The 26,022-nt window shown below is 55.3% G+C and carries 24 protein-coding genes and 1 tRNA gene; 15 read left to right on the top strand and 10 right to left on the bottom strand.

Annotation, left to right across the window (positions count from 1 at the left end; genetic code table 11):
• Window positions 1–67: 67 nt before the first annotated feature.
• Window positions 68–280: a ribosome-associated protein YbcJ gene (gene ybcJ, locus NI40_RS05060; RefSeq protein WP_023334767.1), complete on the bottom strand. Its 213-nt coding sequence runs from the start codon at window positions 278–280 to the stop codon at window positions 68–70.
• A gap of 1 nt (window position 281) precedes the next feature.
• Complete coding sequence (gene folD, locus NI40_RS05065; protein WP_008499332.1) at window positions 282–1,148, bottom strand: bifunctional methylenetetrahydrofolate dehydrogenase/methenyltetrahydrofolate cyclohydrolase FolD; 867 nt, start codon at window positions 1,146–1,148, stop codon at window positions 282–284.
• Between the two features lie 310 nt (window positions 1,149–1,458).
• On the opposite strand from folD, the gene fimA reads away from it, so the two are divergent.
• The 6 genes from fimA to sfmF all read left to right on the top strand — a co-directional run bounded on the left by fimA (window position 1,459) and on the right by sfmF (window position 7,470).
• Complete coding sequence (gene fimA, locus NI40_RS05070; RefSeq protein ID WP_023310641.1) at window positions 1,459–2,022, top strand: type 1 fimbrial major subunit FimA; 564 nt, start codon at window positions 1,459–1,461, stop codon at window positions 2,020–2,022.
• A gap of 68 nt (window positions 2,023–2,090) precedes the next feature.
• Window positions 2,091–2,636, top strand: a complete 546-nt coding sequence (fimI, locus tag NI40_RS05075; protein WP_023310642.1) for a type 1 fimbrial protein subunit FimI — start codon at window positions 2,091–2,093, stop codon at window positions 2,634–2,636.
• 34 nt (window positions 2,637–2,670) lie between these two features.
• Window positions 2,671–3,363: a type 1 fimbria chaperone FimC gene (gene fimC, locus NI40_RS05080; protein WP_023310643.1), complete on the top strand. Its 693-nt coding sequence runs from the start codon at window positions 2,671–2,673 to the stop codon at window positions 3,361–3,363.
• 14 nt (window positions 3,364–3,377) lie between these two features.
• Window positions 3,378–5,939, top strand: a complete 2,562-nt coding sequence (locus NI40_RS05085; RefSeq protein ID WP_039263989.1) for a fimbrial biogenesis usher protein — start codon at window positions 3,378–3,380, stop codon at window positions 5,937–5,939.
• Window positions 5,932–6,939: a type 1 fimbria D-mannose specific adhesin FimH gene (fimH, locus tag NI40_RS05090; protein ID WP_039263990.1), complete on the top strand. Its 1,008-nt coding sequence runs from the start codon at window positions 5,932–5,934 to the stop codon at window positions 6,937–6,939. The genes NI40_RS05085 and fimH overlap by 8 nt, the downstream gene beginning before the upstream one ends.
• 9 nt (window positions 6,940–6,948) lie before the next feature.
• Entirely contained in the window at window positions 6,949–7,470 is a 522-nt protein-coding gene (gene sfmF / locus NI40_RS05095) for a fimbria assembly protein (protein ID WP_039263992.1), read from the top strand.
• A gap of 51 nt (window positions 7,471–7,521) precedes the next feature.
• Here the strand turns inward: sfmF and fimZ are convergent, their stop codons facing one another.
• The 3 genes from fimZ to NI40_RS05110 form a co-directional block, all read right to left on the bottom strand.
• Entirely contained in the window at window positions 7,522–8,154 is a 633-nt protein-coding gene (gene fimZ / locus NI40_RS05100) for a fimbria biosynthesis transcriptional regulator FimZ (RefSeq protein WP_033144828.1), read from the bottom strand.
• A gap of 800 nt (window positions 8,155–8,954) precedes the next feature.
• Window positions 8,955–9,683, bottom strand: a complete 729-nt coding sequence (locus NI40_RS05105) for a helix-turn-helix transcriptional regulator (RefSeq protein WP_033144829.1) — start codon at window positions 9,681–9,683, stop codon at window positions 8,955–8,957.
• Between the two features lie 24 nt (window positions 9,684–9,707).
• Window positions 9,708–10,406: an EAL domain-containing protein gene (locus tag NI40_RS05110; protein WP_039263993.1), complete on the bottom strand. Its 699-nt coding sequence runs from the start codon at window positions 10,404–10,406 to the stop codon at window positions 9,708–9,710.
• Window positions 10,407–10,684: 278 nt separating this feature from the next.
• Here NI40_RS05110 and NI40_RS05115 point away from each other — a divergent pair.
• The 8 genes from NI40_RS05115 (at window position 10,685) to pheP (ending at window position 19,984) form a co-directional block, all read left to right on the top strand.
• Window positions 10,685–10,761 (top strand) — tRNA-Arg (locus tag NI40_RS05115).
• A gap of 102 nt (window positions 10,762–10,863) precedes the next feature.
• A complete protein-coding gene (locus NI40_RS05120; protein ID WP_039263995.1) occupies window positions 10,864–11,694 on the top strand; it encodes a CPBP family intramembrane glutamic endopeptidase in 831 nt (276 codons plus the stop codon).
• A gap of 355 nt (window positions 11,695–12,049) precedes the next feature.
• Entirely contained in the window at window positions 12,050–13,066 is a 1,017-nt protein-coding gene (locus NI40_RS05125; RefSeq protein WP_039263996.1) for an iron ABC transporter substrate-binding protein, read from the top strand.
• Between the two features lie 24 nt (window positions 13,067–13,090).
• Window positions 13,091–14,665, top strand: a complete 1,575-nt coding sequence (locus NI40_RS05130) for an ABC transporter permease (protein WP_039263997.1) — start codon at window positions 13,091–13,093, stop codon at window positions 14,663–14,665.
• Window position 14,666: 1 nt separating this feature from the next.
• Complete coding sequence (locus NI40_RS05135) at window positions 14,667–15,698, top strand: ABC transporter ATP-binding protein (RefSeq protein WP_039263999.1); 1,032 nt, start codon at window positions 14,667–14,669, stop codon at window positions 15,696–15,698.
• A 149-nt stretch (window positions 15,699–15,847) separates the two neighbouring features.
• Window positions 15,848–16,123 carry a DUF1471 family periplasmic protein YahO gene (gene yahO / locus NI40_RS05140; protein WP_039264001.1) on the top strand — a complete coding sequence of 92 codons (276 nt, stop codon included), beginning with the start codon at window positions 15,848–15,850 and terminating at the stop codon, window positions 16,121–16,123.
• Between the two features lie 185 nt (window positions 16,124–16,308).
• Window positions 16,309–18,492, top strand: a complete 2,184-nt coding sequence (locus NI40_RS05145) for a TonB-dependent receptor (RefSeq protein WP_039264003.1) — start codon at window positions 16,309–16,311, stop codon at window positions 18,490–18,492.
• Between the two features lie 103 nt (window positions 18,493–18,595).
• Window positions 18,596–19,984, top strand: a complete 1,389-nt coding sequence (gene pheP, locus NI40_RS05150; protein WP_039264004.1) for a phenylalanine transporter — start codon at window positions 18,596–18,598, stop codon at window positions 19,982–19,984.
• A gap of 82 nt (window positions 19,985–20,066) precedes the next feature.
• Here pheP and NI40_RS05155 read toward each other — a convergent pair whose 3' ends face one another.
• Both NI40_RS05155 and NI40_RS05160 read right to left on the bottom strand, forming a co-directional pair.
• A complete protein-coding gene (locus tag NI40_RS05155; RefSeq protein WP_039264005.1) occupies window positions 20,067–21,308 on the bottom strand; it encodes a mechanosensitive ion channel family protein in 1,242 nt (413 codons plus the stop codon).
• A gap of 65 nt (window positions 21,309–21,373) precedes the next feature.
• Window positions 21,374–22,810 (bottom strand): MFS transporter, encoded by a 1,437-nt coding sequence (locus NI40_RS05160; RefSeq protein WP_039264007.1) that lies wholly within the window; start codon window positions 22,808–22,810, stop codon window positions 21,374–21,376.
• A gap of 107 nt (window positions 22,811–22,917) precedes the next feature.
• Between NI40_RS05160 and NI40_RS05165 the strand changes: the two genes are divergently transcribed.
• Window positions 22,918–23,787 carry a helix-turn-helix transcriptional regulator gene (locus NI40_RS05165; protein WP_039264009.1) on the top strand — a complete coding sequence of 290 codons (870 nt, stop codon included), beginning with the start codon at window positions 22,918–22,920 and terminating at the stop codon, window positions 23,785–23,787.
• A gap of 15 nt (window positions 23,788–23,802) precedes the next feature.
• On the opposite strand, the gene NI40_RS05170 is transcribed toward NI40_RS05165, so the two are convergent.
• From NI40_RS05170 to NI40_RS05175, 3 genes are all read right to left on the bottom strand, one after another.
• Window positions 23,803–24,411 (bottom strand): helix-turn-helix domain-containing protein, encoded by a 609-nt coding sequence (locus tag NI40_RS05170; RefSeq protein WP_052206784.1) that lies wholly within the window; start codon window positions 24,409–24,411, stop codon window positions 23,803–23,805.
• A 300-nt stretch (window positions 24,412–24,711) separates the two neighbouring features.
• Window positions 24,712–25,269, bottom strand: a complete 558-nt coding sequence (locus tag NI40_RS23795) for a fimbrial protein (protein WP_071884867.1) — start codon at window positions 25,267–25,269, stop codon at window positions 24,712–24,714.
• Between the two features lie 13 nt (window positions 25,270–25,282).
• On the bottom strand, window positions 25,283–25,957 hold the full coding sequence (locus NI40_RS05175; RefSeq protein WP_039264010.1) for a fimbrial biogenesis chaperone: 675 nt from the start codon (window positions 25,955–25,957) through the stop codon (window positions 25,283–25,285).
• Between the last annotated feature and the right edge of the window lie 65 nt (window positions 25,958–26,022).

Consider the following 26,022-nt stretch of genomic DNA (forward strand, 5'->3'; position numbering starts at 1 on the left):
TGGGTGTGAGGGGATTTTATATCCCCTCTCCCTGTGGGAGAGGGTTAGGGTGAGGGCATAATACGGCTCAGGCCGTAACGGTTACGCTCTGTCCTTCAAAGCTAACGGTCTGACCCGCGACAATCTTGCAGCGCTTGCGCGTTTCTACCACGCCGTCGACTTTTACCAGCCCGTCGGCGATAACGATTTTCGCCTGCGCGCCGCTTTCGCTCCAGCCTTCCAGCTTCAGCAGATCGCACAGCTCAACGTGCGGGTGTTTACCTAATGAAAAAGTCGCCATCTTACGCGTCCTCTACGTCGTGATATTCTTCGCACGCCTGCAGCGTGTTCTGAATCAGCGTTGCTACGGTCATCGGGCCTACGCCGCCCGGTACGGGGGTAATGTAAGACGCGCGCGCGGCGGCATCTTCGTACACCACGTCGCCGACCACTTTGCCGTTTTCCAGACGGTTAATCCCGACGTCCACGACAATCGCGCCCTCTTTGATCCACTCGCCCGGAATAAAGCCCGGCTTGCCGACCGCGACGATCAGCAGATCGGCGTTTTCGACGTGGTGACGCAGGTTTTTGGTGAAGCGGTGGGTCACGGTGGTGGTGCAGCCCGCCAGCAGCAGCTCCATGCTCATCGGGCGGCCCACGATGTTGGACGCACCGATAACCACGGCGTTCAGACCGTAGGTGTCGATGTTATAGCGCTCCAGCAGCGTCACAATGCCGCGCGGCGTGCACGGGCGCAGACGCGGCGCGCGCTGGCACAGGCGGCCAACGTTGTACGGATGGAAACCGTCCACGTCTTTATCCGGCGCGATACGCTCCAGCACCTTCACGTTGTCGATACCCGCCGGCAGCGGCAGCTGAACCAGAATACCGTCGATCTCTTTATCGGCATTCAGGGTGTCAATAAGTTCCAGCAGCTCTGCTTCGCTGGTGGTTTCCGGCAAATCGTAAGAGCGGGAGACGAAGCCCACCTCTTCACACGCTTTGCGCTTGCTGCCGACATAAATCTGCGATGCCGGGTTGCTGCCAACCAGCACAACGGCCAGCCCGGGGGCGCGTTTTCCGGCAGCTTTACGCGCCTTCACTTTTTCCGCGACCTCAGAGCGCACCTGCTGCGCAATCGTTTTACCGTCAATAATCTTTGCTGCCATCAGAGAGAAGATTCCGTCTGTAACGTTTGAAAGGGGGGATGGCGTGTATTTTGTCAGAAGCGAGCGTCGCTGTCAGTCACCCTTTACGCGTTTTTATCGGTGAGACGCAAAAACCCTTCTTAAGGGATGGTCAATTTCTTAGGCGGGATTAGGATGTGACCTGGCGAAATGGCAGCGTTTTGACATATTTAAAAAACGCGTCCTGAGCTACTTTGTCTCCTCCGAAATAAGCTTTCAATTAATCAATTGAACGTATTTCTTATTCCCGATTATTCGCGGGAAGGGTTATTTACATTTTAAAGGAATAGACATGAAACTCAGCAACATTGCTTCTACTGTTATTGCTACTTTGGCCCTGGTTGCAGGTGCCGCAAATGCAGCAGATCCTGCTGCGCCGGTTTCCGTAAATGGCGGTACCGTACATTTTAAAGGTGAGCTGGTTAATGCGGCTTGTTCAGTAAATACTGATTCTTCCGAGCAGACCGTTAATCTGGGTCAGTATCGCACCGCGAAATTTACCAAAGTGGGCGACACCACCTCTAATATTCCATTCAACATTGAACTGAATGATTGCGATCCGCTGGTTGCCAAAACTGCCGCTGTTGCGTTCACCGGTCAGATCGACCCAACCGACAAAACCCTGCTGGCCGTGACCTCCGGTAACAACGACAACACCGCGAAAGGCGTGGGTATCGAAATCCTCGACAGCAAATCCAGCGTTCTGACCCCAGACGGCGCGACCTTCTCTGCTGCGCAGACGCTGATCGAAGGGACCAACACCCTGAAGTTCACCGCACGTTACAAATCAACGGCTGCCACCACTGAGCCAGGCCAGGCAAACGCTGACGCCACCTTCGTAATGAAATACGAGTAATTCCTCCGCACAGGGATGTTCAGGCCTCACGGACGAGGCCCGTCATACGCTAATGCCAGGAACGAAGGATGACAAGGACTGGAACACTACTGCTATTAACCCTTGCGATGGCTTGCCCGGCATCGGCGCATACCGTGGTGATCGAAGGTGGCAAGGTTCATCTCAGAGGTGAACTGGTGAACGGCGGCTGCGCCGTGGCGCCCGACAGCCAGAATATGCGCATCGACATGGGGCAGTACCGAACCAATTCATTTTCCGGTGTGGGCAGTTTTTCCACGGTTAACGTGCCTTTTACCGTGCGGCTGCTGGACTGCAGCGTTGATGTTTCGCGCACCGTGGGGATCCAGTTTCAGGGCGTGACGCCCGCAGAAGATCCGCAGGTCTTTCTGGCGACCTCGCGGCCGGGTGAAACGCCCGTCAGCAGCGGCGTGGGGCTGGCGCTTTTTGACGAACAGCAGCGTCAGATTATCCCAAATGCCACGGCCGTCAGCTGGCTGCCGATCGATACCCGCGAGCTCGCGTTCCATTTTAGCGCCCGCTATCGGGCTATTTCCGAACACCTCGAGCCAGGCAAAATTCAGTCGGATGTCTGGTTTACGTTGATTTATCCATAACACCTGCGAACACATTATTAAAGGTACGGTTGTGATGAATACCCTAATTAAACCAGGACTTTTTTTATCGTTTATTTTGATGATGGTTTCTGCCTGCGCAAATGCTTCCGGCGGTATTGCGCTGGGGGCCACGCGCGTTATTTATCCCGCAGAGGCGAAGCAAACGTCGCTGGCGATCACCAACAGCAACAAACAGGAACGCTATTTAATTAACGCGTGGATCGAAAATGCGAGCGGGCAAAAAGAAAAAACCTTTGCCGTCACTCCGCCCCTGTTTGTCAGCGAGCCGAACAGTGAAAACACGCTGCGTATTATTTACGCCGGGCCAGCGCTGCCAGCCGATCGTGAATCGCTCTTTTACATGAACGTGAAGGCGATCCCGTCGGTGAATAAAGCGAAAACGGAAAACAATAACGTGCTGCAGCTGGCGATCCTCTCACGCATCAAGCTGTTTGTGCGCCCGAACAACCTGGCGATGCAGCCGGAAGAGGCGCTTTCCCAGCTGCGGTTTGAGCGCGCGGGCAGCCATCTCAAAGTCAGCAACGCTTCCCCGTATTACATCACCCTCGTCAATCTGAAGATGGGCGGGCAGACGCTGGAAAACCTGATGGTTGCGCCGAAAAGCTCGGCACAGCAGGTGCTGCCAGCCGGTGCCAGCGGCACGCTTTCCTGGCAGAGCGTGAATGACTACGGTGCCATCACCCCGGCGCGTAGCGTCAACCTGTGAGCAGAGTCAGGGCGATGAAAAACCACCAGGGACGTTACTGCCCGGTTGCACTGGCGCTGATGGCTGCGCTCTGGCCGCAGGCTGGCTGGAGCGAAAGTTATTTCAACCCGGCCTTCTTGTCGGACGACACCGCCAGCGTGGCGGATTTGTCGCGTTTTGAACAAGGACACCAGCAGGCACCCGGCGTTTATCGCGTGGATATCTGGCGTAACGATGAGTTTATCGGTACCCAGGACGTGCGTTTCGAGCAGGCCGAGAACACGCCGCCGGTGGCGGGCGGTTTGTCGGCGTGTATTACGCGCGCGATGCTCGATCGCTTTGGCGTCAACGTCGCGGCGTTTCCCGAGCTGGCTAAGGTGCAGGGCGACACCTGCGTTCCGTTGACCACGGCCATACCCGGCAGCGAAACGGTATTCAATTTTGCCTCTCAGCGTCTGGACGTCAGCCTGCCGCAGGTGGCGTTGCAAAACAGCGCCCGGGGCTACATTCCGCCTGAACAGTGGGATGAAGGCATTCCCGCTGCGCTGGTGAACTACAGCTTCACCGGTAACCGGGGAAGCGAAGACGACAGCTATTATCTGAACCTGCAGAGCGGGTTGAACTATGGCGCCTGGCGTTTACGTAACAACGGCGCATGGCGGTACACGCAGAATAACGGGCAGCGGCACAGCGAGTGGCAGAATATTGGCACCTGGGCGCAGCGCACCGTCATCCCGCTCAAAAGCGAACTGGTGCTGGGCGACAGCAATACCGGGAATGACGTCTTCGACAGCATGGGTTTTCGAGGTGGGCGGCTCTTCTCGTCTGACAGCATGTACCCGGACAGCCTGCAGGGCTACGCGCCGACCGTGCGCGGGATCGCCCGTACGCCCGCCAAAGTGGTGGTTCGCCAGAACGGCTACGTTATCTATCAAAGCTATGTCCAGCCGGGCGCATTTGCGATTACCGATCTTAACCCGACCTCCTCAAGCGGTGACCTGGAAGTCACGGTTGAAGAGAAAGACGGCACGCAGCAGCGCTATACCGTGCCGTACTCCACCGTGCCGCTTCTGCAGCGTGAAGGGCGCTGGAAGTATGACCTCGTTGCCGGGGATTACCGCAGCGGTAACAGCGATCAGGATACGCCGTTTTTCACTCAGGGCACCCTGATTACCGGCCTTGCCAACGGTTACACGCTCTACGGCGGGACGCAGCTGGCGTCACGCTATACCGCGGTGGCCGTCGGGGCCGGGAAAAACCTGGGCGACTGGGGCGCGGTCTCGCTCGATATCACCCACGCCCGCAGCCAGCTCGCAGACGACAGCAGGCACGAAGGGCAGTCTCTGCGCTTCCTCTACGCGAAATCCCTTAACGGCTTCGGCACCAACTTCCAGCTGCTGGGCTACCGCTACTCCACAAAAGGGTTTTACACCCTCGACGATGTCGCCTGGCGCTCAATGGAGGGCTATCAGTATGCCGATAGCCAGAACGATAACGATGTGCCGGACGTGCAGAGCTATCACAACCTGACGTGGAATAAAAAAGGCCGCTTCCAGCTCAACGTTTCTCAGTCGCTGGGTGACTACGGCTCGGTCTATATCTCCGGCAGCGAGCAGACCTACTGGGGAACAGACGAGACGAACCTCTGGTACCAGCTGGGCTACGCGGGAGGCGTGAAGGGGATCAACTACTCCGTCTCGTGGTCGTGGAACAAATCCGTTGGGATAGACGGCACCGATCGGATCGCGTCGTTTAACGTCTCCGTGCCGTTCAGCCTCTTTACCCGTCAGGGCTATCGCCGGGACAGCGCGATTGACCGCGCCTACGCTACGGCATCCGCGAGTCGAAACAGCGATGGCGACACAAGCTGGCAAACCGGTGTCAGCGGAACGCTGCTGGAGGATCGCAACCTGAACTACAGTGTGACCCAGGGACACGCCAGCACCAACGGCGCAAGCGGAAGCGCCAGCGCCAACTGGCAGGCGACCTACGGCACGCTGGGCGTGGGCTACAACTATTCCCGCGACCAGCACGATCTCAACTGGCAGCTCTCCGGCGGGGTGGTCGGCCACGCCGACGGCGTGACCTTCAGCCAGCCGCTGGGCGACACCAACGTGCTGATCAAAGCGCCGGGGGCATCGGGCGTCAGTATTGAAAACCAGACCGGCGTGAAAACCGACTGGCGAGGCTACGCGGTGATGCCGTATGCCACCGTCTATCGCTACAACCGCGTGGCGCTGGATACCAACACCATGAGCAACAACACCGATATCGAAAACAACGTGAGCAGCGTGGTGCCGACCAAAGGCGCGCTGGTACGCGCCAGCTTTGATACCCGCATTGGCGTGCGCGCCCTGCTGACGGTAACGCACGGTAACCAGCCGGTGCCGTTCGGCGCGGTGGTGCGTGAGACCAAAAGCGGCGTGACCAGCATGGTGGGGGATGACGGGCAAATTTACCTGAGTGGGCTGCCGCTGGAGGGCGAACTGCTGATCCAGTGGGGCGACGGGGCGCAGTCCCAGTGTCGCGCACCTTACAGCTTGTCTGAACAGAGCCTGCAACAGGCAATCACACTTAAGGGGATCGGCTGTGATTAAAACTCAACTCTTTGCCTTATCGCTGCTGGCGCTACTGCCCGCGACAAACGCATTAGCGACCGTGTGCGTCAATGAAAAAGGCGTACCGACGGAAGTGCATTACGACCTGACGGATAAATTCAACAGCTCGAATAACCAGATTGGGCAGGTCGTGACGCTCAGCGAGAAATCGCAGTGGGTAGGGGTGAATGCCGTCTGCCCGAAGGGCACGACCGGGAATACCACCAAGCGCAGCTATGTCACCGATTATACGGTCACGGGAACGAGCGATGGCTATCAGTATCTGAAGCTTAACGACTATCTGGACGGGGCGATGAAAATTACGGACAGCTATGCTGGCGTATTTTATCCGCCAAAAAGCTATATCCAGATGGGGAGCCATCCTAACGTCTCCAAAAACAAACCGTTTGGCGTTCAGGATTCCAGCCTGGTCTTCCGTCTTAAGGTGACCCGGCGTTTCATCAACATGGTGGTGATCCCGCGTGCCACCATGTTCCGCGTTTACGTCACCACTACCTCTTCCGATCCGTTAACCACGCCGGTCTATACCATCAGCTACAGCGGAACCATTCAGGTGCCGCAAAGCTGCGCCATTAATGCCGGTAACGTGGTGGAGTTTGATTTCGGCGACATTGGCGCCTCCTTGTTCAGCAAGGCGGGCGTGGGTAACAAGCCTGAAGGAGTCTCATCGCAAAGCAAAACCATCGCCATCAAATGCACCAACGTGGAGGCGAACGCCATGCTGACGATGCGCGTCGAGGCGGAAAAAGTCTCTGATAATGTGCTGGTGTCGGATAACCCGGATGTGGGGTTCATCATCGCCAACGAGAGCGGGGCGCCGCTGACGCCCAACAACCTGACGAGCAAAATTCCGTTCCGCCTCGACGACAGCGCGCAGGCGCAGGTGGGGATCCGGGTCTGGCCGGTGAGCGTGACGGGCAATAAGCCAGCGGAAGGGCGCTTCACCTCGCGCGGGTATTTGCGCGTGGATTACGACTAAGGAGCCGATATGCGAAACAGGATCCGTTTTCTCACCGTAGCGCTCTTTGCGCTTTGCACGCAGGCTCAGGCGGACACCGCGTTGGGCGAGATTAACATTCGGCTCTACGGCAATATCGTCGATTTTACCTGCGTTGCCGAGGGCAGCGACAGCGACAAGGCCGTCCCGCTGGGCACCTGGCCCACGAAACAGCTCAGCACCACCGGGAGCCGCACGCAGCCGATGCCGTTTACGCTGAAGCTGACCGGCTGCCCGCCGGGCGCGGCGTCCATTACGTTTTCGGGTAAAGCCGACGGAAGCAATAGCGGCCTGCTGGCGCTGAATGACGCCAGTACTGCAAGCCATGTCGCCGTTGAGATCAGGGATGCGGATAAAACGCGGCTGGCGCTTCAGCAGGCCAGCCAGCCGGTCTCGGTTGATGCGCAGGGGAATGCGATTCTGTCATTTTATGCCAATTATATTGCCACTGCCGATAACCCTCAGCCCGGACGGGCTGATGCGGATGCCACCTTCATGATTAATTATAATTAGCACTGACCGCACTCCCTGCAGCTCAGATAAGCTGCAGGGAGTGAATTCAGGTTATAGCAGCTCGTGGGCTTTAGCGTAATCAATTAATTCCACGATGCTTTGCACACCCAGCTTGGAATAAATATTGGATTTGTGCGCGCTAATGGTCTTGTTGCTTAATAGTAGCTGTTCAGCAATTTCCTTGTTGGATAATCCATTCGCCAGATACCTTAATACCGTGACCTCGCGATTCGATAATGGCATATCTACTGCCATCCCTTTCCCTGAACCCAGGTGGTTTATAAAGTTCAGCGTTTCCGACGGGAAAAAGGAATAGCCCATCAGGATCATTTCTACGGCGTTGTAGATCTCCCCTAAATCTTTTCGTTTACTGACGAAGCCATTTGCCCCGGCGCGAATGGCGCGACCCGCGTAAAATAACTCTGATTTAGACGAGAGGAACAGAACCTTAATGTTCTTGTTTAAGTTTCTGATTCTCTTAAGTAAAGCGAAAGCATCCGTGCCCGTGAGTTCAATGTCAAGGATCACCAGATCGATAGGGTGATTGCGGATACAGTCAAGGACTTCATGGCTATCGCCAGACTTGAGCTTGACTGTGATATTCTTATTTTTCTGTAGCAGGACTTCTATCGACATTCTGACGATAGGATGTTCGTCCATAATGATAACGGATGCCGGTTTCATTTTTAATGCCTCAGATTGTTAAAAGCGTTATGCAGAGTTTGGTAAAACTCTCGAAATGCCGGAAGGATATAATGTGCAGATCCCTATACCGTAGTATTTCCCTGGAAAGAGCGAAAGCATCCTTGTTTACGTAATGAAAAGAACTATGCCTCAGCGCGGTCATCTCATTAGGCTGGTGTTGGCAAAAAGGTTTTTCTTATTCATATTTGATACGCATCTTATTATACAGGGTAAGTTTTTTCCGAAAACCCTGTAAATTAATATGAGGGTATTGGTTTGTATTATCTTCTGGATCTGAATCGCTATTTTTTTAAATTTAGCGGAAATATCCTGTTATCTCATTTACCGCATATTTTCATCTTTATGTAATAACAAAAAATAACAGATATCTCTGTATGTTGATTAATTGTTAACAAAAATACGCCTCTTTGAAAGGGACGAACCCGCAAAAGTGAGGTTGAAAATTGCCCTCGCAGGCCGTCTGACCTTCATCTGAAAGTGCTTACGCCGATCCGGATAACGGCGTCTGGTGCACAGGAGAACGTGCTGCCCGCTTTGCTTTTTACTCCTGGCAGTTGTCGCTAAGCTGCTTGTTTTTACATCATTATCATCTTGTTAACGCCTTCTGTATTCGCTTAACGGATGGAGGAAAGTGCTGCCGTTCCGCTAATCTGTGGCATTTCACAAGGTTCGCGCCCATAAATTAGGAATAGTTATAAATTCGATTATATTGTTAAAAATTAACATTTTCGCAACGCAAGTGGTAAGTAAATTCTTAAACCGCTTTAGGAAATAAGGGGTTAGGAGGTGAGTGAAAACGTGCAGTCTGAGAGGTTATTAAGAAGATGCAGCAATTCCTGGCGATGGCTTAGCCCCAGCTTTAGGAGGATGCAGCTGAGACGATAGATAATGCGGCTATAGGGGCGATTCTGCATAAGGGCAATCTGACGCAATGTCTTGCCCCGGGAAAGCTCCTGCAGAATGGGCCATTCGTTGCGCGAGAACCAGTCTTTCTCGGTACCCGGCGGAGGGAGGGGATCCTGCAGGCTGTGCTGGAGCGCGGCGGCGTTCAGCTGACGTTCGAGCACATGAAAGGGACCTGCCGCTTTGCAGAAGAGGCGGGTGTCGTAATTATCGGCCCGGACCAACAGCCAGGGCGTCAGGAACGGAGAAAACAGGCTATGCCGTCTCAACTGATCCAGTTTCTCCAGAAGCCCCGTGGATCGGCTTTCAATATCCACGACCAGACGGGCTGAGGGCCACTGCGTCTGAGCGATAAGGGCGTCGTCCAGCGTGGCGTAGTCGCAGCAGCTGCTCAGGGGAAACTGCCCGTGGAGAAAACCGGTGCGCAGGTAGTGATCCTCTGTCACCAGAAGGATAAACGGGGCGTCTGTTTTGCGGGGCTGGCTGATGGACTGGCTCAAAAATTCGAGCCGGTCGAAAAAGGGGGGAGCAAAAGGTGAGCGCGTAAATCCCAGTGCATCACTTCCTGTACGCCGCCGCCGGTAACGGCGCACTGTCATTCGCATGGTCTCCCTCCTGGAAATGGCGTTTTAATCCTCCGGCCATGTCCAGGACGGCCAGTAATATCCCTGGCCGAGGTCTGCGCCTGCCTGCAGTGCCCAGGTACGATCGCGTTCAGTCTCAATACCTTCAATAAGCACTTTCCCGGCAAGCTGAAAGCAAAGGGAAACCAGTTGCCTCAGCGCAGGGGTGTCGCGTAAACGCCAGAATGCTTCCTTATCTATTTTGATGCCGCTTAACGGGAGTCGGCAGGATAAAAACGACTGCACTGTGACGTCATCCACGTCATCAAGCCAGATTGCGTGTCCCTGTCTGCAAAGTTGCCGCAAATTTTGAACGACATGCTGCTTCTCTACGAGGGAAAGCGCCAAAAAGGACGCGAGGCCGACAATCTCAATATTGAGCTGCACGCCTGTTAACCGGATAAGTCGCTGAAAAGACGCGGGCTCTGTCAGGACGGTTATCGGCAGATTAATAAAAAGATTATGACCGTGCGGCGTATTTTTTAACGCGGCAAGCTGCGCTTCAAGCAGCGTTATCGACCACTCTGCGGAGCGATCGCAAAAAAAGTTCTCGCTGTCCCGCGTGTCGGACAGAACGCTAAGGACCTCCACGCCAACCTGGCGCAAGGAGGAAAGGGCGACGATGGGCTCAAGCTTAATGCCGACGATGTCCTGAGAAATGTACTGTAACCGGGGGGGCGTATCGATCAGGTTTTGCGCTGTCACTCCATTGTCCTGTTGTCTGTCAGCCTCCAGGCGGCCGGGATACCTGACTCTAGTGTGACGAGCTGACGGTCAGGAAAACAGCAGGCGTTACTTAAATGCAACTAAGCCTTTTCGCAGCGCTAAATTTTACGGTGAAACAGGGCGAAATGTTGAGAAAATAGCCGTATTTACAATCGGCTAGCGGTAATTGGCCCTGAAAACGGAAAAGGCATTGACTCACCTGCCATTGACCGTATAATTCTTCGCGTTTCACCACCGCGAAGTACACGCATATCAGTGCGCCCTTAGCTCAGTTGGATAGAGCAACGGCCTTCTAAGCCGTAGGTCGTAGGTTCGAATCCTACAGGGCGTGCCATTTCATTTCATAGAGTTACGCCTCTTTCATATCCTCCTGATTTCCGTTGTGGGACATATTTGGAACATCGCCCCTAAAATTTACCGGTCAAGAAGGACATTTATGTGGTATCTACTCGCAACTTCGCTTGCCGCACTCTCCCTTAATAAAAGCCTGGCTTATCTAATGCTGGTATTAACGGCATTTCTCGGCTGGAAACAGGGCATTCTTGACGCCCCGGCGCTGCTGGTTATTGCATCGATCGTTGTTGGCTGGTCTGCTGTTGAATGGCTACGGAATAAAAATAATAAATATACGTATCTGGTCGAAGGCCTGTGCGTGGCCATCGCCGTTGCCCTGGTTTTGCATGTGATCCCGGGTTTTCATAACCCCAAAGTGCTGGATGCTGTCGTCGTTGGTCCGCAAAGCATACCGTTCAGTATGTACTTTAATATGGACAAGGCAGTGGTGCCGTTCTTTTTAATTACGTGCATGCCAACGTTATTCGTCGCAAAACCCCTCTATAAAGCGGGCAAGGTCGGCTGGGGAATATTGGTTCTTGCGATACCCGTGCTGTTACTTCTGGCTGTTGCGTTGGGCGGACTTAGAATTGAGCCGCATGCGCCTGAATGGTTCGCTCAATTTGCCCTTGCGAATATTTTTTTCGTCTCTTTGGCTGAGGAAGCCTTGTTCAGAGGCTACCTGCAGCAACGCTTGTCCCGGATTATTCATCCTGTTGTCGCGCTGTTGATTGCCTCAGTCATCTTTGGACTGATGCATTATAGCGGCGGTTTACTACTGATTATTTTTGCCAGCCTCTCCGGCATTATTTACGGCCTGGCGTGGATGTGGAGCGGCAGGCTCTGGGTTGCGACGTTATTCCATTTTGGGCTGAACTGCATGCATTTATTGTTCTTCACCTATCCTATGTATGCCCCTCATGCGGTTATGTGATGCTTTTTAAATTAGTCGCCTTATAAATTTAGCGACCTCCGGATAAGCATAAAAAGCCCCGCAAAATCGGGGCTTTTATATCTTCCGGGCGCATGAATAACAGATTTAACTTCGCGTCATAATGAATAGAAGGCTAATGAATTTCACTGTAGGCAGGCTTAAGGTTTTCTTAATCTAAAAATTATCTCTCATTAAAATTTGGATTTTTATCATTCTAAAATCTGCTAAAAAGAAATTTTACACTTTTACGACTAAACTCGATTGATACTAATTATCATTAGCGTTGTTGTATGCTTTAATCCTGTCCCACAAAGCTATGAGTTGTTAATCCCGTTGGTCTATAAAGGATATGTTCATGAATTCTCGCCTGCTGTCCTGCTTCTCGCTTGCCTTGTTGTCTTCATCCCTTTTCCTTTCCACACAAGCGGTTGCCGCCGATAACAACGAAGGTATCGTTGTTTATAACGCGCAGCACGAAAACCTGGTGAAGTCGTGGGTTGACGGTTTTACCAAAGAAACCGGCATTAAAGTCACTCTGCGTAATGGCGATGACAGCGAGCTGGGTAACCAGCTGGTTCAGGAAGGCAGCGCGTCCCCGGCAGACGTATTCCTGACGGAGAACTCGCCTTCTATGGTGCTGGTGGATAATGCCAACCTGTTTGCGCCGCTGGATGCAGACACCCTGAAGCAGGTACCGGCAGAATATCGTCCGGCGCACGGCCGCTGGATTGGCATCGCCGCCCGCAGCACGGTGTTTGTGTATAACCCGGAAAAGCTGAACGAAAAGCAGCTGCCTGAATCGCTGATGGATCTGGCAAAACCCGAGTGGAAAGGCCGCTGGGCGGCATCACCGTCAGGCGCGGATTTCCAGGCCATCGTGAGCGCGATGCTGGCGCTGAAAGGCGAAAAGGCCACGCTGGAATGGCTCAAGGCGATGAAAGCCAATTTCGTTGCCTATAAAGGCAACAGCACCGTGATGAAAGCGGTCAACGCCGGTCAGATTGATGGCGGCGTGATTTATCACTACTACCGTTTTGTCGATCAGTCCAAAACCGGTGAAAACAGCAAAAACACCCAGCTCTACTACTTCAAACACCAGGATCCGGGCGCGTTTGTGAGCCTCTCTGGCGGCGGTGTGCTGGCGTCCAGCAAACACAAAGCGCAGGCGCAGGCCTTCATCAAATACATTACCGGTAAAGAAGGCCAGGAAAGCCTGCGGACCAACAACGCCTTTGAATATGCCGTGGGCGTGAACGCGGCCTCAAACCCGAAACTGGTCCCGCTGAAAGATCTTGATGCACCGAAAGTTGAACCTTCAACGCTCAACAGTAAAAAAGTTATCGAGCTGATGACGCAAGCCGGTCTGCTGTGATCCTGAGAGTGAAGTGAACGTCTTATGTCTGGTCTGAGTCTCGACATCGGAAAAAACAGAGCGCAGGAGCCTGCCCGCAGGCGTCCTGCACTGCCGATGGTTGCGTTAGCTGTATTGTTTTCATTGATGGCGCTTCTGCCTTTGGGTTTTATCATTGCCATTGGCATTGAGACCGGCTGGGAAACCATTAAGGCGCTGGTGTTTCGCCCGCGTGTTGCTGAGCTGCTCAGCAACACGCTGTGGCTGACGGCTTTAGCGGTTCCGCTGTGTATCGTGACGGGCGTGGCAATCGCCTGGCTCACGGAGCGCACGCAGCTTGCCGGGCGAGGGATCTGGTCCGCACTGGCGGTCGCCCCGCTGGCGATCCCCGCGTTTGTGCAAAGCTATGCCTGGGTGAGCGCTGTCCCGTCCATGCACGGGCTCTCCGCGGGCGTGTTCCTCTCGGTTCTTGCCTACTATCCGTTTATCTATATGCCGGTTGCGGCGGTGCTGCGTCGCCTGGACCCGACGCTGGAAGATGTCGCCGCTTCGCTGGGTACGCCGCCGTGGCGGGTCTTTTTCCGCGTGGTGCTGCCCCAGCTTAAGCTCGCTATCTGCGGCGGCGCGCTGCTGGTGGCGCTGCACCTGCTGGCGGAATATGGCCTGTACGTGATGATCCGCTTTGATACCTTCACCACGGCAATTTATGACCAGTTCCAGTCTACCTTCAGCGGCCCGGCGGCGAACATGCTGGCGGGCGTGCTGGCCTTGTGCTGTCTGGCTATATTAATGCTGGAGGGCGTGACGCGCGGAAAAGCACGCTACGCGCGCATTGGCGCCGGGGCCGCGCGCGAGCAGAAACGCTGGCCGCTGAAGCCTGCGGCCGCCGCGCTGGGCCAGCTGTTTTTCATCGTGCTGATTGTTCTGGCGCTGGGCGTGCCGTTAATTGTCCTGTGTCGCTGGATTTGGCTCGGCGGCATGCAAAACTGGATGAGTGCCGATCTCTGGCACTCCCTGCGCCAGACGCTGATGCTCGGCGTGGGCGGTGCGCTTTTGACGACCGCGTGCGTGATCCCCATCGCGTGGCTCGGTATCCGCTATCCGCACCGCATCTTCCGGATGCTGGAAGGGTGTATCTATATCACCAGCTCGCTGCCGGGCATCGTCACGGCGCTGGCGCTGGTCACCGTCACCATTCATTACGCCCGTCCCATTTACCAGACGGAAATTACCCTGTTCCTGGCCTACCTGCTGATGTTTATGCCCCGCGCGCTCATCAACCTGCGGGCGGGGATTGCGCAGGCGCCGGTTGAGCTGGAAAACGTGGCGCGCAGCCTGGGCAGCACGCCCGCGAAGGCGCTCTGGAGCGTCACGATGCGGCTGGCCGCGCCGGGTGCGGCGGCAGGGGCCGCGCTGGTTTTCCTCGGCGTCAGCAACGAGTTGACCGCCACGCTGTTGCTCTCTCCGCTGGGCACGCGCACGCTCTCCACCGGATTCTGGGCGCTGACCAGTGAAATTGACTATGTTGCCGCCGCGCCTTACGCGATGCTGATGATCCTGATTTCACTCCCGCTGACCGCCATTCTCTATATGCAGTCGAAAAAAATTGCAGGGCTATGACATGCTTGAATTAACCGCCATTTCTAAATCGTTTTCTGATGTGCAGGTGCTCGACAGCTTAAACCTGAGCGTGGCGCCGGGGAGCAGGACGGCGATTGTCGGGCCGTCCGGGTCGGGGAAAACCACGCTGCTGCGTATTCTTGCCGGGTTCGAAACGCCTGACACCGGGCGCATTGTCATGCAGGGGAGAACGCTGTTCGATGAAAACAGTTTTGTTCCCGCCCACCTGCGCCGGATCGGTTTTGTGCCTCAGGAGGGTGCGCTGTTCCCGCACCTCAATGTGGCAGACAACATCGCCTGGGGGCTGGACGGCACTCGCCACGAGAAGCGCCAGCGCGTTGAGGCGCTGATGGAGATGGTTTCTCTGGACTGGCAGCTCGCAACGCACTGGCCCCACGAGATTTCCGGCGGACAGCAGCAGCGCGTGGCGCTGGCCCGTGCGCTGGCCCAGCGACCTTCACTGATGCTGCTGGATGAACCGTTCTCGGCGCTGGATACCGGCCTTCGCGCCATGACACGTAAGGCAACGGCCGATCTGCTGGCCGAAGCGGGCGTGGCCTCGATTCTGGTCACCCACGATCAGAACGAAGCGTTGTCCTTTGCCACGCAGGTTGCCGTCATGCGCTCCGGGCGCTTCACGCAGGTCGGGACGCCTTATGACGTTTACACCCGTCCCGTTGATGAAGAGACAGCGCTGTTTCTTGGCGATGCCGTGATCCTGCCTGCTCAGCTCGCTGCCGGGTATGCCGTGTGCGCGCTGGGTGAAGTGCCGACGGACAACGCGCAGGCGACAGGACAGGGCAGGGTAATGATGCGTCCTGAACAATTACGCGTGACGGCATGTGCAGCGCATGAAAGCCCGATCTCGATTCTCGACGTGGACTTCACCGGCCAGCTGTCGACGCTCACCCTTGCGTTAGCCGGGGAGAAACAACCCGTGATTCTGAAGACCGTAAGCCAGCCAGGATGGAACCCGGGCACGGCGGTACGCATTGATATTGCTGGCACCGCGCGGGTATTCGAATATTCTTAATATTCGTTAGTAATTTCATGCAACGGGTTGTTATAAAAGATTTTTCCCGAACACATGGCAATTCCTGAGATTCTCTACCATGCTCATAAAACCTCACCACAATGCGTGAGGTTTTTCGTAGTTGCTGATTAATCTCAAGGAAAAAGGTTATGAAAAAGACGACTGCTATTTTGTTGGGAACGGCGTTACTGTTTACGACCAATGCTTTTGCTGCCCAGCTGCTGACAAAAAATGAGTTCAAAAAAGTTGCTTCTCAGTATCAAAAGATCGGTACGGTAAGCACCTCGAATGAAGTATCGGTGGATGATGCGAAAAAAGAACTGATTGAGAAAGCCGATAAGCAAGGCGCGGATGTCCTGGTGCTCACTTCAGGGAACACCAACAATAAAATTCACGGTACGGCCAATATCTACAAGAAAAAATAACGTTATTGCAGCCATCCCCGAAACGGGGTGGCTGTTCCCCCTCTTTTCTCGCCAAATCTCCTTATGAACGCGGTTACACTTGCTAACGCATGGATAATGCGTATAGTTCTCATTTGCATTGCATTCAATACATTCTAAGGCCCGACAACGGGTCATTTTTGCGCGCACTTTAAAATGAGTTAACGATGAACAACACCATCATGCACAAAACGCTGCTGGCGCTCGCCGTTGGCGCGGCGACACATTCCGCCTTCGCGGCGGACAATCAAAAAGAGGACACCCTTGTTGTCCAGGCTGCTCCAGCCAGCGATTTCAAACCCGGTGGCGACCAGTTGGTACCGGCCTTCCTTGATGGACAGGTGGCGAACGGCGGGCGCATGGGGATGCTGGGCCAGCAAAACGCCATGGACGTGCCGTTCAACATCATCAGCTACACCTCGAAGCTGGTGGAAGATCAGCAGGCGAAAACCATTGCCGATGTCGTCGCGAACGACGCGGGCGTGCAGTTCGTTCAGGGGTACGGCAACAGCGCGGAGACCTACCGCATCCGTGGCCTGAAGTTCGACGGCGACGACATGACCTTTGGCGGCCTGTCCGGCGTGCTGCCGCGCCAGGTGGTGGATACCCAGATGGTTGACCGCATCGAGATCTTCAAAGGGGCCAACTCGCTGATGAACGGCGCGGCAAGCTCCGGCGTGGGCGGGATGATTAACCTTGAGCCAAAACACGCGGGCGAACTCCCGCAGGCGAAAGTCGGCGTGGACTACACCTCGGATTCCCAGATTGGCACCACGCTGGATGCGGGTCGTCGCTACGGTGACAGCGACCAGTTCGGCGCGCGGGTGAACCTGGTTCATCGCGAAGGGGAAACCGGCATACCGAATGACCGCCGCCGCACCACGCTGCTCTCTACCGGCCTGGATTACACCGGCGACCGCTTCCGCACCTCGCTGGATCTGGGCTATCAGAAGAAAACCTTCCACGGCAGCCCGACCAGCGTCAATATTTCCGCGGTGGATTTCGTTCCCGAGCCGCCGAAAAACGATCGCAACTTCTCGCAGAAGTGGGCCTACAGCAACATCGAAAACGAATTCGGGATGTGGCGCAGCGAGTACGACATCACCGACGGCTGGACCGCCTATACCGGTCTTGGCGCGCAGCACGCGCACGAGGAAGGCATCTACAGCGCGCCGAAGCTGGTGGATAAAAGCGGCAAGGCAACGGTCAGCCGTCTTGATACCAACCGCATCAGCGATTCCGTCAGCGGCATGGCGGGCGTTCGCGGTAATTTCAATACCGGCTTCGTCTCGCACAAGGTCAACGTTGGCTATTCGGCGATGACCAAAAATGAAAAAATCGCGTGGAAAATGTCGGCGACGAAGGATAACCCGACCACCAACATCTACCACAACACCGGCGTCGACATGCCGGACAGCACCAACTTCAACGGTTCCGGCGGAAAGTACAGCGATCCGCTGACCAGCGGGCGCACCCGTACCCAGGGCTGGCTGCTGAGCGATACGCTGGGCGTGCTGGACGACAAGCTGCTGTTCACCGCAGGCGCCCGCCATCAGAAGGTGGTCATTCGCGGGTATAACAAAGTCACCGGGGCGGAAAACGCGGCGGACGGTTTCGACGGCAGCCGCTGGATGCCCACCTATGGCGTGGTCTACAAGCCGTGGGAGGCGATCTCCCTTTATGCAAACCACACCGAAGCGCTGCAGCCGGGCAAAACCGCACCTAACACCGCCACCAACTACGGCCAGAGCACCGGTATCGTTCACTCTAAGCAGAACGAAGTGGGCGTGAAGGCGGACTTTGGCCGCGTGGGCGGATCGCTTGCGCTGTTCGAAATCAAAATGCCGTCGGCGATCCTCGACGACAGCGGCCACTACGGCCTGGACGCCGAGCAGCGTAACCGTGGCGTGGAGCTGAACGTCTTCGGCGAGCCAATGCTGGGGATGCGTCTGAACGCCAGCGCCACCTGGCTGCAGGCCGAACTGACCAAAACCAAAAATGGCGTGAATCAGGGCAACGATGCGATCGGGATCCCGAACTTTTACGCCGTGCTGGGCGCTGAGTACGACATCAAGCCGATTGACGGCCTGACCGCCACCGCCCGCGTGAACCACTCCGGCGCGCAGTACGCTGACCTGGAAAACACCAAAAAGCTGGACAGCTACACCACGCTGGATCTGGGGATGCGTTATCGCTTCGCGGTGAACCACAATGAAAACCAGATGACGGTTCGTGCGGGCATCGACAACGTGACCAATGAAAACTACTGGGCCAGCGTGGATGATTCCGGTACCTATATTACGCAGGGCGAACCGCGCACCTTTAAGGTTTCGGTTGGCTACGCGTTTTAAGCGTTCCATCTCGTTATCCGGGGCAGGGATGCCCCAATCCCTTGCTACCTCCAGCATGAAGTGTTAAAACGTGCCCCTTCTAAAAAAGAGACAGGGGTAGGACGTGAAAGACGCGTCATCCGCTTCAGGCCATGGTAGCGCTGAAGCCTCGTCGGATCAGATTCCGACGCTGCAACGTGGTTTGCAAAATCGACATATTCAGTTAATTGCCCTTGGCGGCGCGATCGGTACCGGGCTGTTTCTCGGCATCGGCCCCGCTATTCAGATGGCTGGCCCGGCGGTGCTGCTGGGTTACGGTATCGCCGGGATTATCGCCTTCCTGATCATGCGCCAGCTTGGCGAAATGGTCGTTGAAGAGCCGGTTTCAGGCTCCTTCGCGCACTTTGCTTATAAATACTGGGGCCCGTTTGCTGGCTTCCTGTCCGGCTGGAACTACTGGGTAATGTTCGTGCTGGTGGGGATGGCGGAGCTGACCGCCGCAGGCATTTACATGCAGTACTGGCTGCCGGACGTCCCGACATGGATCTGGGCGGCGGCCTTCTTCATCATTATTAACGCCGTTAACCTCGTCAACGTGCGCCTGTATGGCGAAACCGAGTTCTGGTTTGCGCTGATCAAGGTGCTGGCGATTATCGGGATGATCGGCTTTGGCCTGTGGCTGCTGTTCTCTGGCCACGGCGGCGAGCGCGCCACGATCGACAACCTGTGGCAGCACGGCGGCTTCCTGGCGACCGGCTGGAAAGGGCTGATCCTCTCCCTGGCAGTGATCATGTTCTCCTTCGGTGGACTAGAGCTGATCGGCATTACCGCCGCGGAAGCGCGCGACCCGCATAAAAGCATTCCCAAAGCGGTCAACCAGGTGGTGTACCGGATTCTGCTGTTCTACATCGGCTCGCTGGTGGTGCTGCTGGCGCTCTATCCGTGGGTGGAAGTGAAGTCCGACAGCAGCCCGTTCGTGATGATTTTCCACGATCTGAACAGCAACGTGGTGGCCTCGGCGCTGAACTTCGTCATTCTGGTGGCGTCTCTGTCGGTCTATAACAGCGGCGTTTACTCCAACAGCCGCATGCTGTTCGGCCTCTCCGTGCAGGGCAACGCGCCGAAGTTCCTCACCCGCGTCAGCCGTCGCGGCGTGCCGGTGAATTCCTTGTTACTTTCCGGCGCCATTACGTCGCTGGTGGTGCTGATTAACTATCTGCTGCCGAAAGAGGCCTTTGGCCTGCTGATGGCGCTGGTTGTTGCCACGCTGCTGCTGAACTGGATCATGATCTGCCTTGCGCACCTGCGCTTTCGCGCCGCGATGCGCCGCAAGGGACGCGAGACGCAGTTCAAAGCGCTGCTTTACCCGGCGGGGAACTACATCTGTATCGCTTTCCTCGGGCTGATTCTGGTGCTGATGTGCACTATGGATGAGATGCGTCTTTCGGCGATGCTGCTGCCGGTGTGGGTTATCTTCCTGTTTGTGGCGTTTAAGATTTCCCGCAAAAAGTGATCCGCTTTTCTCCCTCTCCCTGTGGGAGAGGGCCGGGGTGATGGCACCAGACTGCACCAGCCTTCACGCCCGGCAACCCACCTCACCGATGCTGTAGAGTCAACGAGCGAATATCGTTTCCGGTCGGGGACTGATGAATACGCAGCCCAAATTCATCCACCACCGCGAAAATATGGTCGAAGATGTCGGCCTGAATCTCCTCATATTCTGCCCAGACCACCGTGTTGGTGAAGGCATATATTTCAATCGGCAAACCATTCGCGTCAGGCGCTAGCTGGCGCACCATCAGCGTCATATCTTTGCGAATACGCGGATGGTTGCGCAGATATTCATTCAGGTAGGCGCGGAAGGTACCAATATTGGTCATCTTACGCAGATTTAATACCGATTCCCCTTCACCGTTCTTCTGATTCCACAGGCTAATTTCCTCATGTCGCGCGGCCAGATAGGGCTTCAGCAGCTTCGCCTGAATGAGTTTCTGCTGCTCCTGCTCGTCGAGAAAATGAATGCTGGCGGTATCAATATTCAGGCTGCGCTTAATGCGTCGCCCGCCGGAGGCTGACATGCCGCTCCAGTTGATAAAGGCGTCGGAGACCAGCGCCCACGTCGGAATGGTCGTAATCGTATTATCGAAGTTGCGCACTTTAACGGTGGTCAGACCGATGTCCGTTACCGTGCCGTTGGCACCGTATTTGGGCATCTCCAGCCAGTCGCCGAGCTTGAGCATGTCGTTGGCGGAAAGCTGGATCCCGGCCACAAGTCCGAGTATCGGGTCTTTAAACACCAGCATCAGCACGGCGGCCATGGCGCCCAGACCGCTGATCAGAATCGCCGGGGACTGGCCGATCAGCAGGGAGATAATCAATATCCCCACCAGGATGGCGCTCACCAGCTTGATGCCCTGGAAGATCCCCTTCAGCGGGAGCTGCGATGCGGTGGCCATTTTCTGCGACAGATTAAAAATCACGTCCAGCAGCGAGAAGAAGGAGAGCAGGGCATACACCATGACCCACAGCTTTGCGCAGGTAGTGAGAATTTCCGCCGCTTCGCTGCCCTTTTGCAGCCACAGTACCGCCTGAACGTTGACGATTATCCCCTGAAGGGTGAAGGCCAGACGGTGAAATAATTTATTCTGGGTAATGATCTGCAGCCATAAATGGCTGCTGGCCTGCGCGCGTTTTTCGAAAGCGCGAAGCACCACTTTGTGCAGAATAAAATGAACGATGATGGCGGTAAGAAAAATAATACCAAAGATAATCACTAAAGAGGTGGTGTGATTAATTTCAATGCCTAACTCTTCAACCTGAGCAATTAATTCCTGCATAACGTCTCCTGTATTGATGCAGCCCCATAATGGCGGCTGCGGATCTATTATGCAAATTCCCGGGCTTATTTGGTGGCCTGGCAGACCTTCACCACCGGCAGGCACAGGCTATGGCGGATGCGCAGCGTCGCCAGGGCGAGCACCACCATCATCGCCGTTTCCACCATCAGGAAGACGTTCACCGCCTGGGTGTAATCCCCGTGATGGTTTTGCAGCGCGTGGAGCAAAATCGCGCCAAAAATGGCCGGGCCAAGCCCCAGCGCGGCCTGCTGCAGCGTGCTGAGAATGGCGCTCGCGGCCCCCGCGTCGTCAGGCTGAATATCGCGCATCCCGATGCGGTAGAAGCTGTTCACGATCAGCGCCTGCCCGTAGCCGACCAGCCCGGTCGCGGGCGCCAGCGTCAGGGCGGTATTCTCCATTCCCCAGACGCGGAACGTAGCGATCAGCGCCAGCAGGCCGGCAATCTGGATCGTCAGACCCGTCAGCAGAATGGTACTGGTGCTGTAGCGAGCAATCAGCCGCGGCGCGAACCACGCCGAAATAAAGTAAGTTACGCCCAGCGCGATAAAACTGTTTCCGGACTGCCACGGTGCCATCCCCAGACCGGTTTGCATGGTCAGCGCCATACAGAACATAAACCCGGACCAGACGCTGAAAAAGAGCATCGCAATCAGAATGCCAAAGCGAACGCTGCGAAGCTGCAGCAGGCGCGGCGGGATCAGCGGGTGGGCATTCTCACGCTCCTTTTTGCGCGCATTCATCGCCGTCAGCCAGCCCAAAGGAATAATGGCGAGAAGCATAACCTTCAGCGGCCACGACCAGTGCCACTGTGGGCCGAGCGCCATCGGGAACAGCAGGCAGCAAAGAATGATCGCCAGCAGCACGGTTCCGGTCCAGTCGATGCGTGACGGCGTCTCGCGACGGGTTTCGGGTACGAAATGTCGGCTCAGCCCCAGCACCACCAGACAAATCGGCACGTTGATGAAGAAGGCGTTACGCCAGCCCAGCCCGGCGATATCCGCCGACACCAGCCAGCCGCCGCCCATCTGGCCGACGATAAACGCAATCCCACCGATGCCGCCAAACAGGCTGATGGCTTTAGCGTGCGCCGTACCTTTCAGCGTCACGTGCAGGGTAGCAAGAATTTGCGGCACGATCAGCGCGGCCCCCGCCCCCTGAACGATGCGTGCGGCCAGCAGCTGTTCAATGTTCCCCGCCATCCCGCACAGCAGCGAGGCCAGGCCAAAGCTCGCGACGCCCCACATGAACAGACGCCGACGGCCAAAGTTATCCCCCAGCTTGCTGCCGAGCGCGAGGCAGACGGCGAAGGCTACGCCGTAGAGCGCGACAATCAGCTCCAGCTCGGTGGCGGTCGCGTGCAGCGAGTGGGTGATGGCATCAAGCGCGACGTTGGTGATTGAGGTATCAATCATCGGCAGCATCTGGCCGGTTAGCAGCAATATCAGGCCAGCGCGGCCCGGTGAAACAACTGACGTATTCATGGTAACTCCATTGCGTCATTCAACAGATGGTCGTAGCATCAACCATCTGATAAACGGGTACCAGTTCTTGCTTATACTGGTACTGCCACTACCATGCAGGGGGATTTATGGCCTTGATGTCTGAACCCGTCGTCTCACTTCAGGATGACACCCGAAAACAGCTGGGGGCATTTTTACGCGCGCGACGCGAAAGCCTCGATCCGCAGCGTCTCGGCCTGCCGCGCAGCGGTCGTCGCCGCACGCCGGGTCTGCGCCGGGAAGAGGTAGCGATGCTCGCGGACGTGGGAGTGACCTGGTACACCTGGCTTGAGCAGGGCAGGGACGTCAATCCGTCCAGCGCGGTGATGGCGGCTGTGGCAAAAGCGCTGCAATGCACTCCGACCGAGGCCCGACACCTGTTTGTGTTAGCCGGGTTGCCGCCGGGTGAAGCGCCGCAGGCGGTTTGCTGCGAGGGTATCAGCGAGGGCACGCGCCGCCTGCTGGATACGCTGATGCCTAAACCCGCCAGCATTCAGAAACCGAATTTCGACATCGTGGCGTGGAACGACAGCTTCGGGCACCTGATGGGCGTCGATTTCAATGAAATCCCGCCGGAAGACCGCAACTGTATTTATCTGTTCCTCACCCATCCGGCGTGGCGCGCGCGTCTCGGCAGACGTGACGATGTGCTGCCGATATTTGTCTCCTATTTCCGGGCAGCGATGGCCGAGCACCGGGGCGATCCGCTGTGGGAGGCCAAACTGGCGCGCTTCTTTGCGGTGTCAGAAGAGTTTAAAATCCTGTGGCACCAGCGCAACGACGTGCGCGGCGTGGAGAACCAGCTCAAGCTGTTCACCCATCCCGAGCTGGGGGATTTTACGCTGCAGCAGATGTACTGGTACTCCGCGCCGCGAAACGGGTCGCGGCTGCTGGTGTATTTACCGGTGGATGAGGCGGGAGAAAGGGCAATGGCATGGTTGGCGGAGCAGAACAAATAAACCTGGTTTACCGGGTCAGTAGTTATCCGGAAGCCTGTTTATTGCCATTAAGAGCCCACGTTCAATTTTAATATAGTTGCCTGTTTTCAAATCGCTCAGGATCTTCATAATTCGACTGCGCGAAAGATGAGTTTTTTCCTGTATATAGTCACAGGCATTAATCGACAGACGAAGGTCCTCTTTTTCGGTCATTAGTGACACAAGGTTTAAACGAATCAACTCGTATGTAGACAACCCAACCGAAGTTTCGTGAGCTTGCAGTAACCGTTTTATGGCATACATATACGAATAGGCGGCTTCCTGCCAAAGATTGCGATTGTTAATAATTTCAAGTGTGGATTTTCGTGGTTTGATTTCATATCTAATCTCACCGCAGGCCTGCATATAAAAGCCCGCATTGGTATCAATAAGGTCATTCATGCCAACGATCATCGGGGCTTCGATAAACTTCAGCAGAAGCTGGTCTCTCGTACGGTAGACGGCGACGATGCCGGAGTGAAGAATGAACGTCATCGGTTCTTCAAGTTGATCGAGTGAGATGATTTGGCGTTGGCGGCCGACTCTTATACGCGCGGGTTCAGAGAGCTCACCAATAAGTTTTATAATGTAATTTTCAGGTTTCATAGCGCACAGCATTCCCAGAGAAATATCACTACGAGTATATCAGAGGCTGATAAAAGCGCTGCCAGTACGAAAAGGTTCGTGCTTACCCCACCAAATTACACAAGATATTAGGCGTTGTTTTGACGGAGACAAGAACGAGTAATGGGGGTAACGTTCAATAGAGGACGAAAGGGGATGAAGCAGGAAGTGAACGGCAGCGTGAGAAAAAATAAATCCCTTTCAGCACTCAACATCGAAAATATACCCGGAAACCGCCATCCACTGGCCGTTTCCGGATCAAGCATACGATAAGCCAGCCTGTCAGTTATAGGTGAACGACATGGTGATGGCGGCTTTAATGCTGCCTGGCGTCACGCCACCGGCTTTACTGAAGGCACGCGTTTGCATTTTAAAGGTGGGGGTTGCACCTGCTGAAGCAATGTCGATGGTCGCCGTTTTGCCATCGCCGTAAGGTTCGCTTTCCAAACCTTCCAGCTGAACCGCGACATTTTTCGCCGCTAAGTTTGTACCGTCATCGACCGCTGTATTGCTGTAGAGTGTTGTAGCATCGTCATCGTCAGCTGTTCCGTGGAATGTCGCGGTAATGCTTGAGGTACCCGCCGGGCAGCTTTTAAACTTAACGTTAATGGGTACCCATGCTGAGCTACTTCCTGCTGCGTTGAGGTCGGCGCTTTGCAATGTGCCAAGCGGAATAGTTAAGCCCGAGGCGGCGGAGTCATCAATCGTACAAGGTGAAGCGACAACCGTTCCGGTTACGTTAATGGCAACCGGGTCAGCTGCAAAAGCAGAATGGACCATACCAGCAGAGAGCAAAAGACATGCTACTGGTGACAAAAAAACGTATTTGAGATTAAACATAGTCATAACCATTTTATGCTGAATGAGAGTGCATATTGCCGACAGCGCCGAAGTCGCTGATGACGCTGTACTGGATATTTCCGCCATTCACACCTGCAGGCAGGGTAAACGAAGCGGTACTTCCCGGTGCTGCCCAGGTGACATTGGATAATTTTTTCCCGGCCACTGTAATTTCATTAAAATTAATGAAATACGGTGTCGGGTTTTTAACCTCCAGCTGGTTACCGGTTATCCGCCAGCTCAGTTTTTCGCTCTCTTTTTCCACATCAGCGCCTTTTAGCGCATCCGGGCGATAGATCAGCTTAATACTGGTGGCAACAGCTATCTGCAGAGTATTCTTTTCACGCGGTGCTGAAGGGATCGCTTTAACGCGCAGCCAGTACATTGACTCTTTATCCTGCGGCAGCGTACCTGCAAGGATTATGCGCATCAGGTTCTCCTTGCCCCCATTCAGACGATAAAGAGGCGGAGTGATGACAAACGGCGGTTTTTGCGCATCGTCGTTGAGATTGCTCACCACCGTCTGGATTAAATAGGGTGTGCTATCCGGATTACGTACGCTCAATGACACTTCTTTCTTCGCACCGTCATAAAGCAAACGTGTGCCGCCAATATTAACGGTGGCGTTAGCGTAAAAACAGCTGGACGAAATAACACAGCTAAGAAGTGCAGATAATATTTTTTTCAACGATAAACTCCAGGGTAAATAAATCACTCCATAATAAATTTGCAGGCATAATCCTTGCTTATTGC

The sequence above is a fragment of the Enterobacter sp. E20 genome (assembly GCF_000801755.2).
Taxonomy (GTDB): domain Bacteria; phylum Pseudomonadota; class Gammaproteobacteria; order Enterobacterales; family Enterobacteriaceae; genus Enterobacter; species Enterobacter asburiae_B.

What these genes read in the sequence shown, in the direction of transcription:
- ybcJ (WP_023334767.1), bottom strand. Translation starts at nt 280, where the DNA reads ATGGCGACTTTTTCATTAGGTAAACACCCGCACGTTGAGCTGTGCGAT.
- folD (WP_008499332.1), bottom strand. Translation starts at nt 1,148, where the DNA reads ATGGCAGCAAAGATTATTGACGGTAAAACGATTGCGCAGCAGGTGCGC.
- fimA (WP_023310641.1), top strand. Translation starts at nt 1,459, where the DNA reads ATGAAACTCAGCAACATTGCTTCTACTGTTATTGCTACTTTGGCCCTG.
- fimI (WP_023310642.1), top strand. Translation starts at nt 2,091, where the DNA reads ATGACAAGGACTGGAACACTACTGCTATTAACCCTTGCGATGGCTTGC.
- fimC (WP_023310643.1), top strand. Translation starts at nt 2,671, where the DNA reads ATGAATACCCTAATTAAACCAGGACTTTTTTTATCGTTTATTTTGATG.
- NI40_RS05085 (WP_039263989.1), top strand. Translation starts at nt 3,378, where the DNA reads ATGAAAAACCACCAGGGACGTTACTGCCCGGTTGCACTGGCGCTGATG.
- sfmF (WP_039263992.1), top strand. Translation starts at nt 6,949, where the DNA reads ATGCGAAACAGGATCCGTTTTCTCACCGTAGCGCTCTTTGCGCTTTGC.
- fimZ (WP_033144828.1), bottom strand. Translation starts at nt 8,154, where the DNA reads ATGAAACCGGCATCCGTTATCATTATGGACGAACATCCTATCGTCAGA.
- NI40_RS05105 (WP_033144829.1), bottom strand. Translation starts at nt 9,683, where the DNA reads ATGCGAATGACAGTGCGCCGTTACCGGCGGCGGCGTACAGGAAGTGAT.
- NI40_RS05120 (WP_039263995.1), top strand. Translation starts at nt 10,864, where the DNA reads ATGTGGTATCTACTCGCAACTTCGCTTGCCGCACTCTCCCTTAATAAA.
- NI40_RS05125 (WP_039263996.1), top strand. Translation starts at nt 12,050, where the DNA reads ATGAATTCTCGCCTGCTGTCCTGCTTCTCGCTTGCCTTGTTGTCTTCA.
- NI40_RS05130 (WP_039263997.1), top strand. Translation starts at nt 13,091, where the DNA reads ATGTCTGGTCTGAGTCTCGACATCGGAAAAAACAGAGCGCAGGAGCCT.
- NI40_RS05135 (WP_039263999.1), top strand. Translation starts at nt 14,667, where the DNA reads ATGCTTGAATTAACCGCCATTTCTAAATCGTTTTCTGATGTGCAGGTG.
- yahO (WP_039264001.1), top strand. Translation starts at nt 15,848, where the DNA reads ATGAAAAAGACGACTGCTATTTTGTTGGGAACGGCGTTACTGTTTACG.
- NI40_RS05145 (WP_039264003.1), top strand. Translation starts at nt 16,309, where the DNA reads ATGAACAACACCATCATGCACAAAACGCTGCTGGCGCTCGCCGTTGGC.
- NI40_RS05155 (WP_039264005.1), bottom strand. Translation starts at nt 21,308, where the DNA reads ATGCAGGAATTAATTGCTCAGGTTGAAGAGTTAGGCATTGAAATTAAT.
- NI40_RS05160 (WP_039264007.1), bottom strand. Translation starts at nt 22,810, where the DNA reads ATGAATACGTCAGTTGTTTCACCGGGCCGCGCTGGCCTGATATTGCTG.
- NI40_RS05165 (WP_039264009.1), top strand. Translation starts at nt 22,918, where the DNA reads ATGGCCTTGATGTCTGAACCCGTCGTCTCACTTCAGGATGACACCCGA.
- NI40_RS05170 (WP_052206784.1), bottom strand. Translation starts at nt 24,411, where the DNA reads ATGAAACCTGAAAATTACATTATAAAACTTATTGGTGAGCTCTCTGAA.
- NI40_RS23795 (WP_071884867.1), bottom strand. Translation starts at nt 25,269, where the DNA reads ATGTTTAATCTCAAATACGTTTTTTTGTCACCAGTAGCATGTCTTTTG.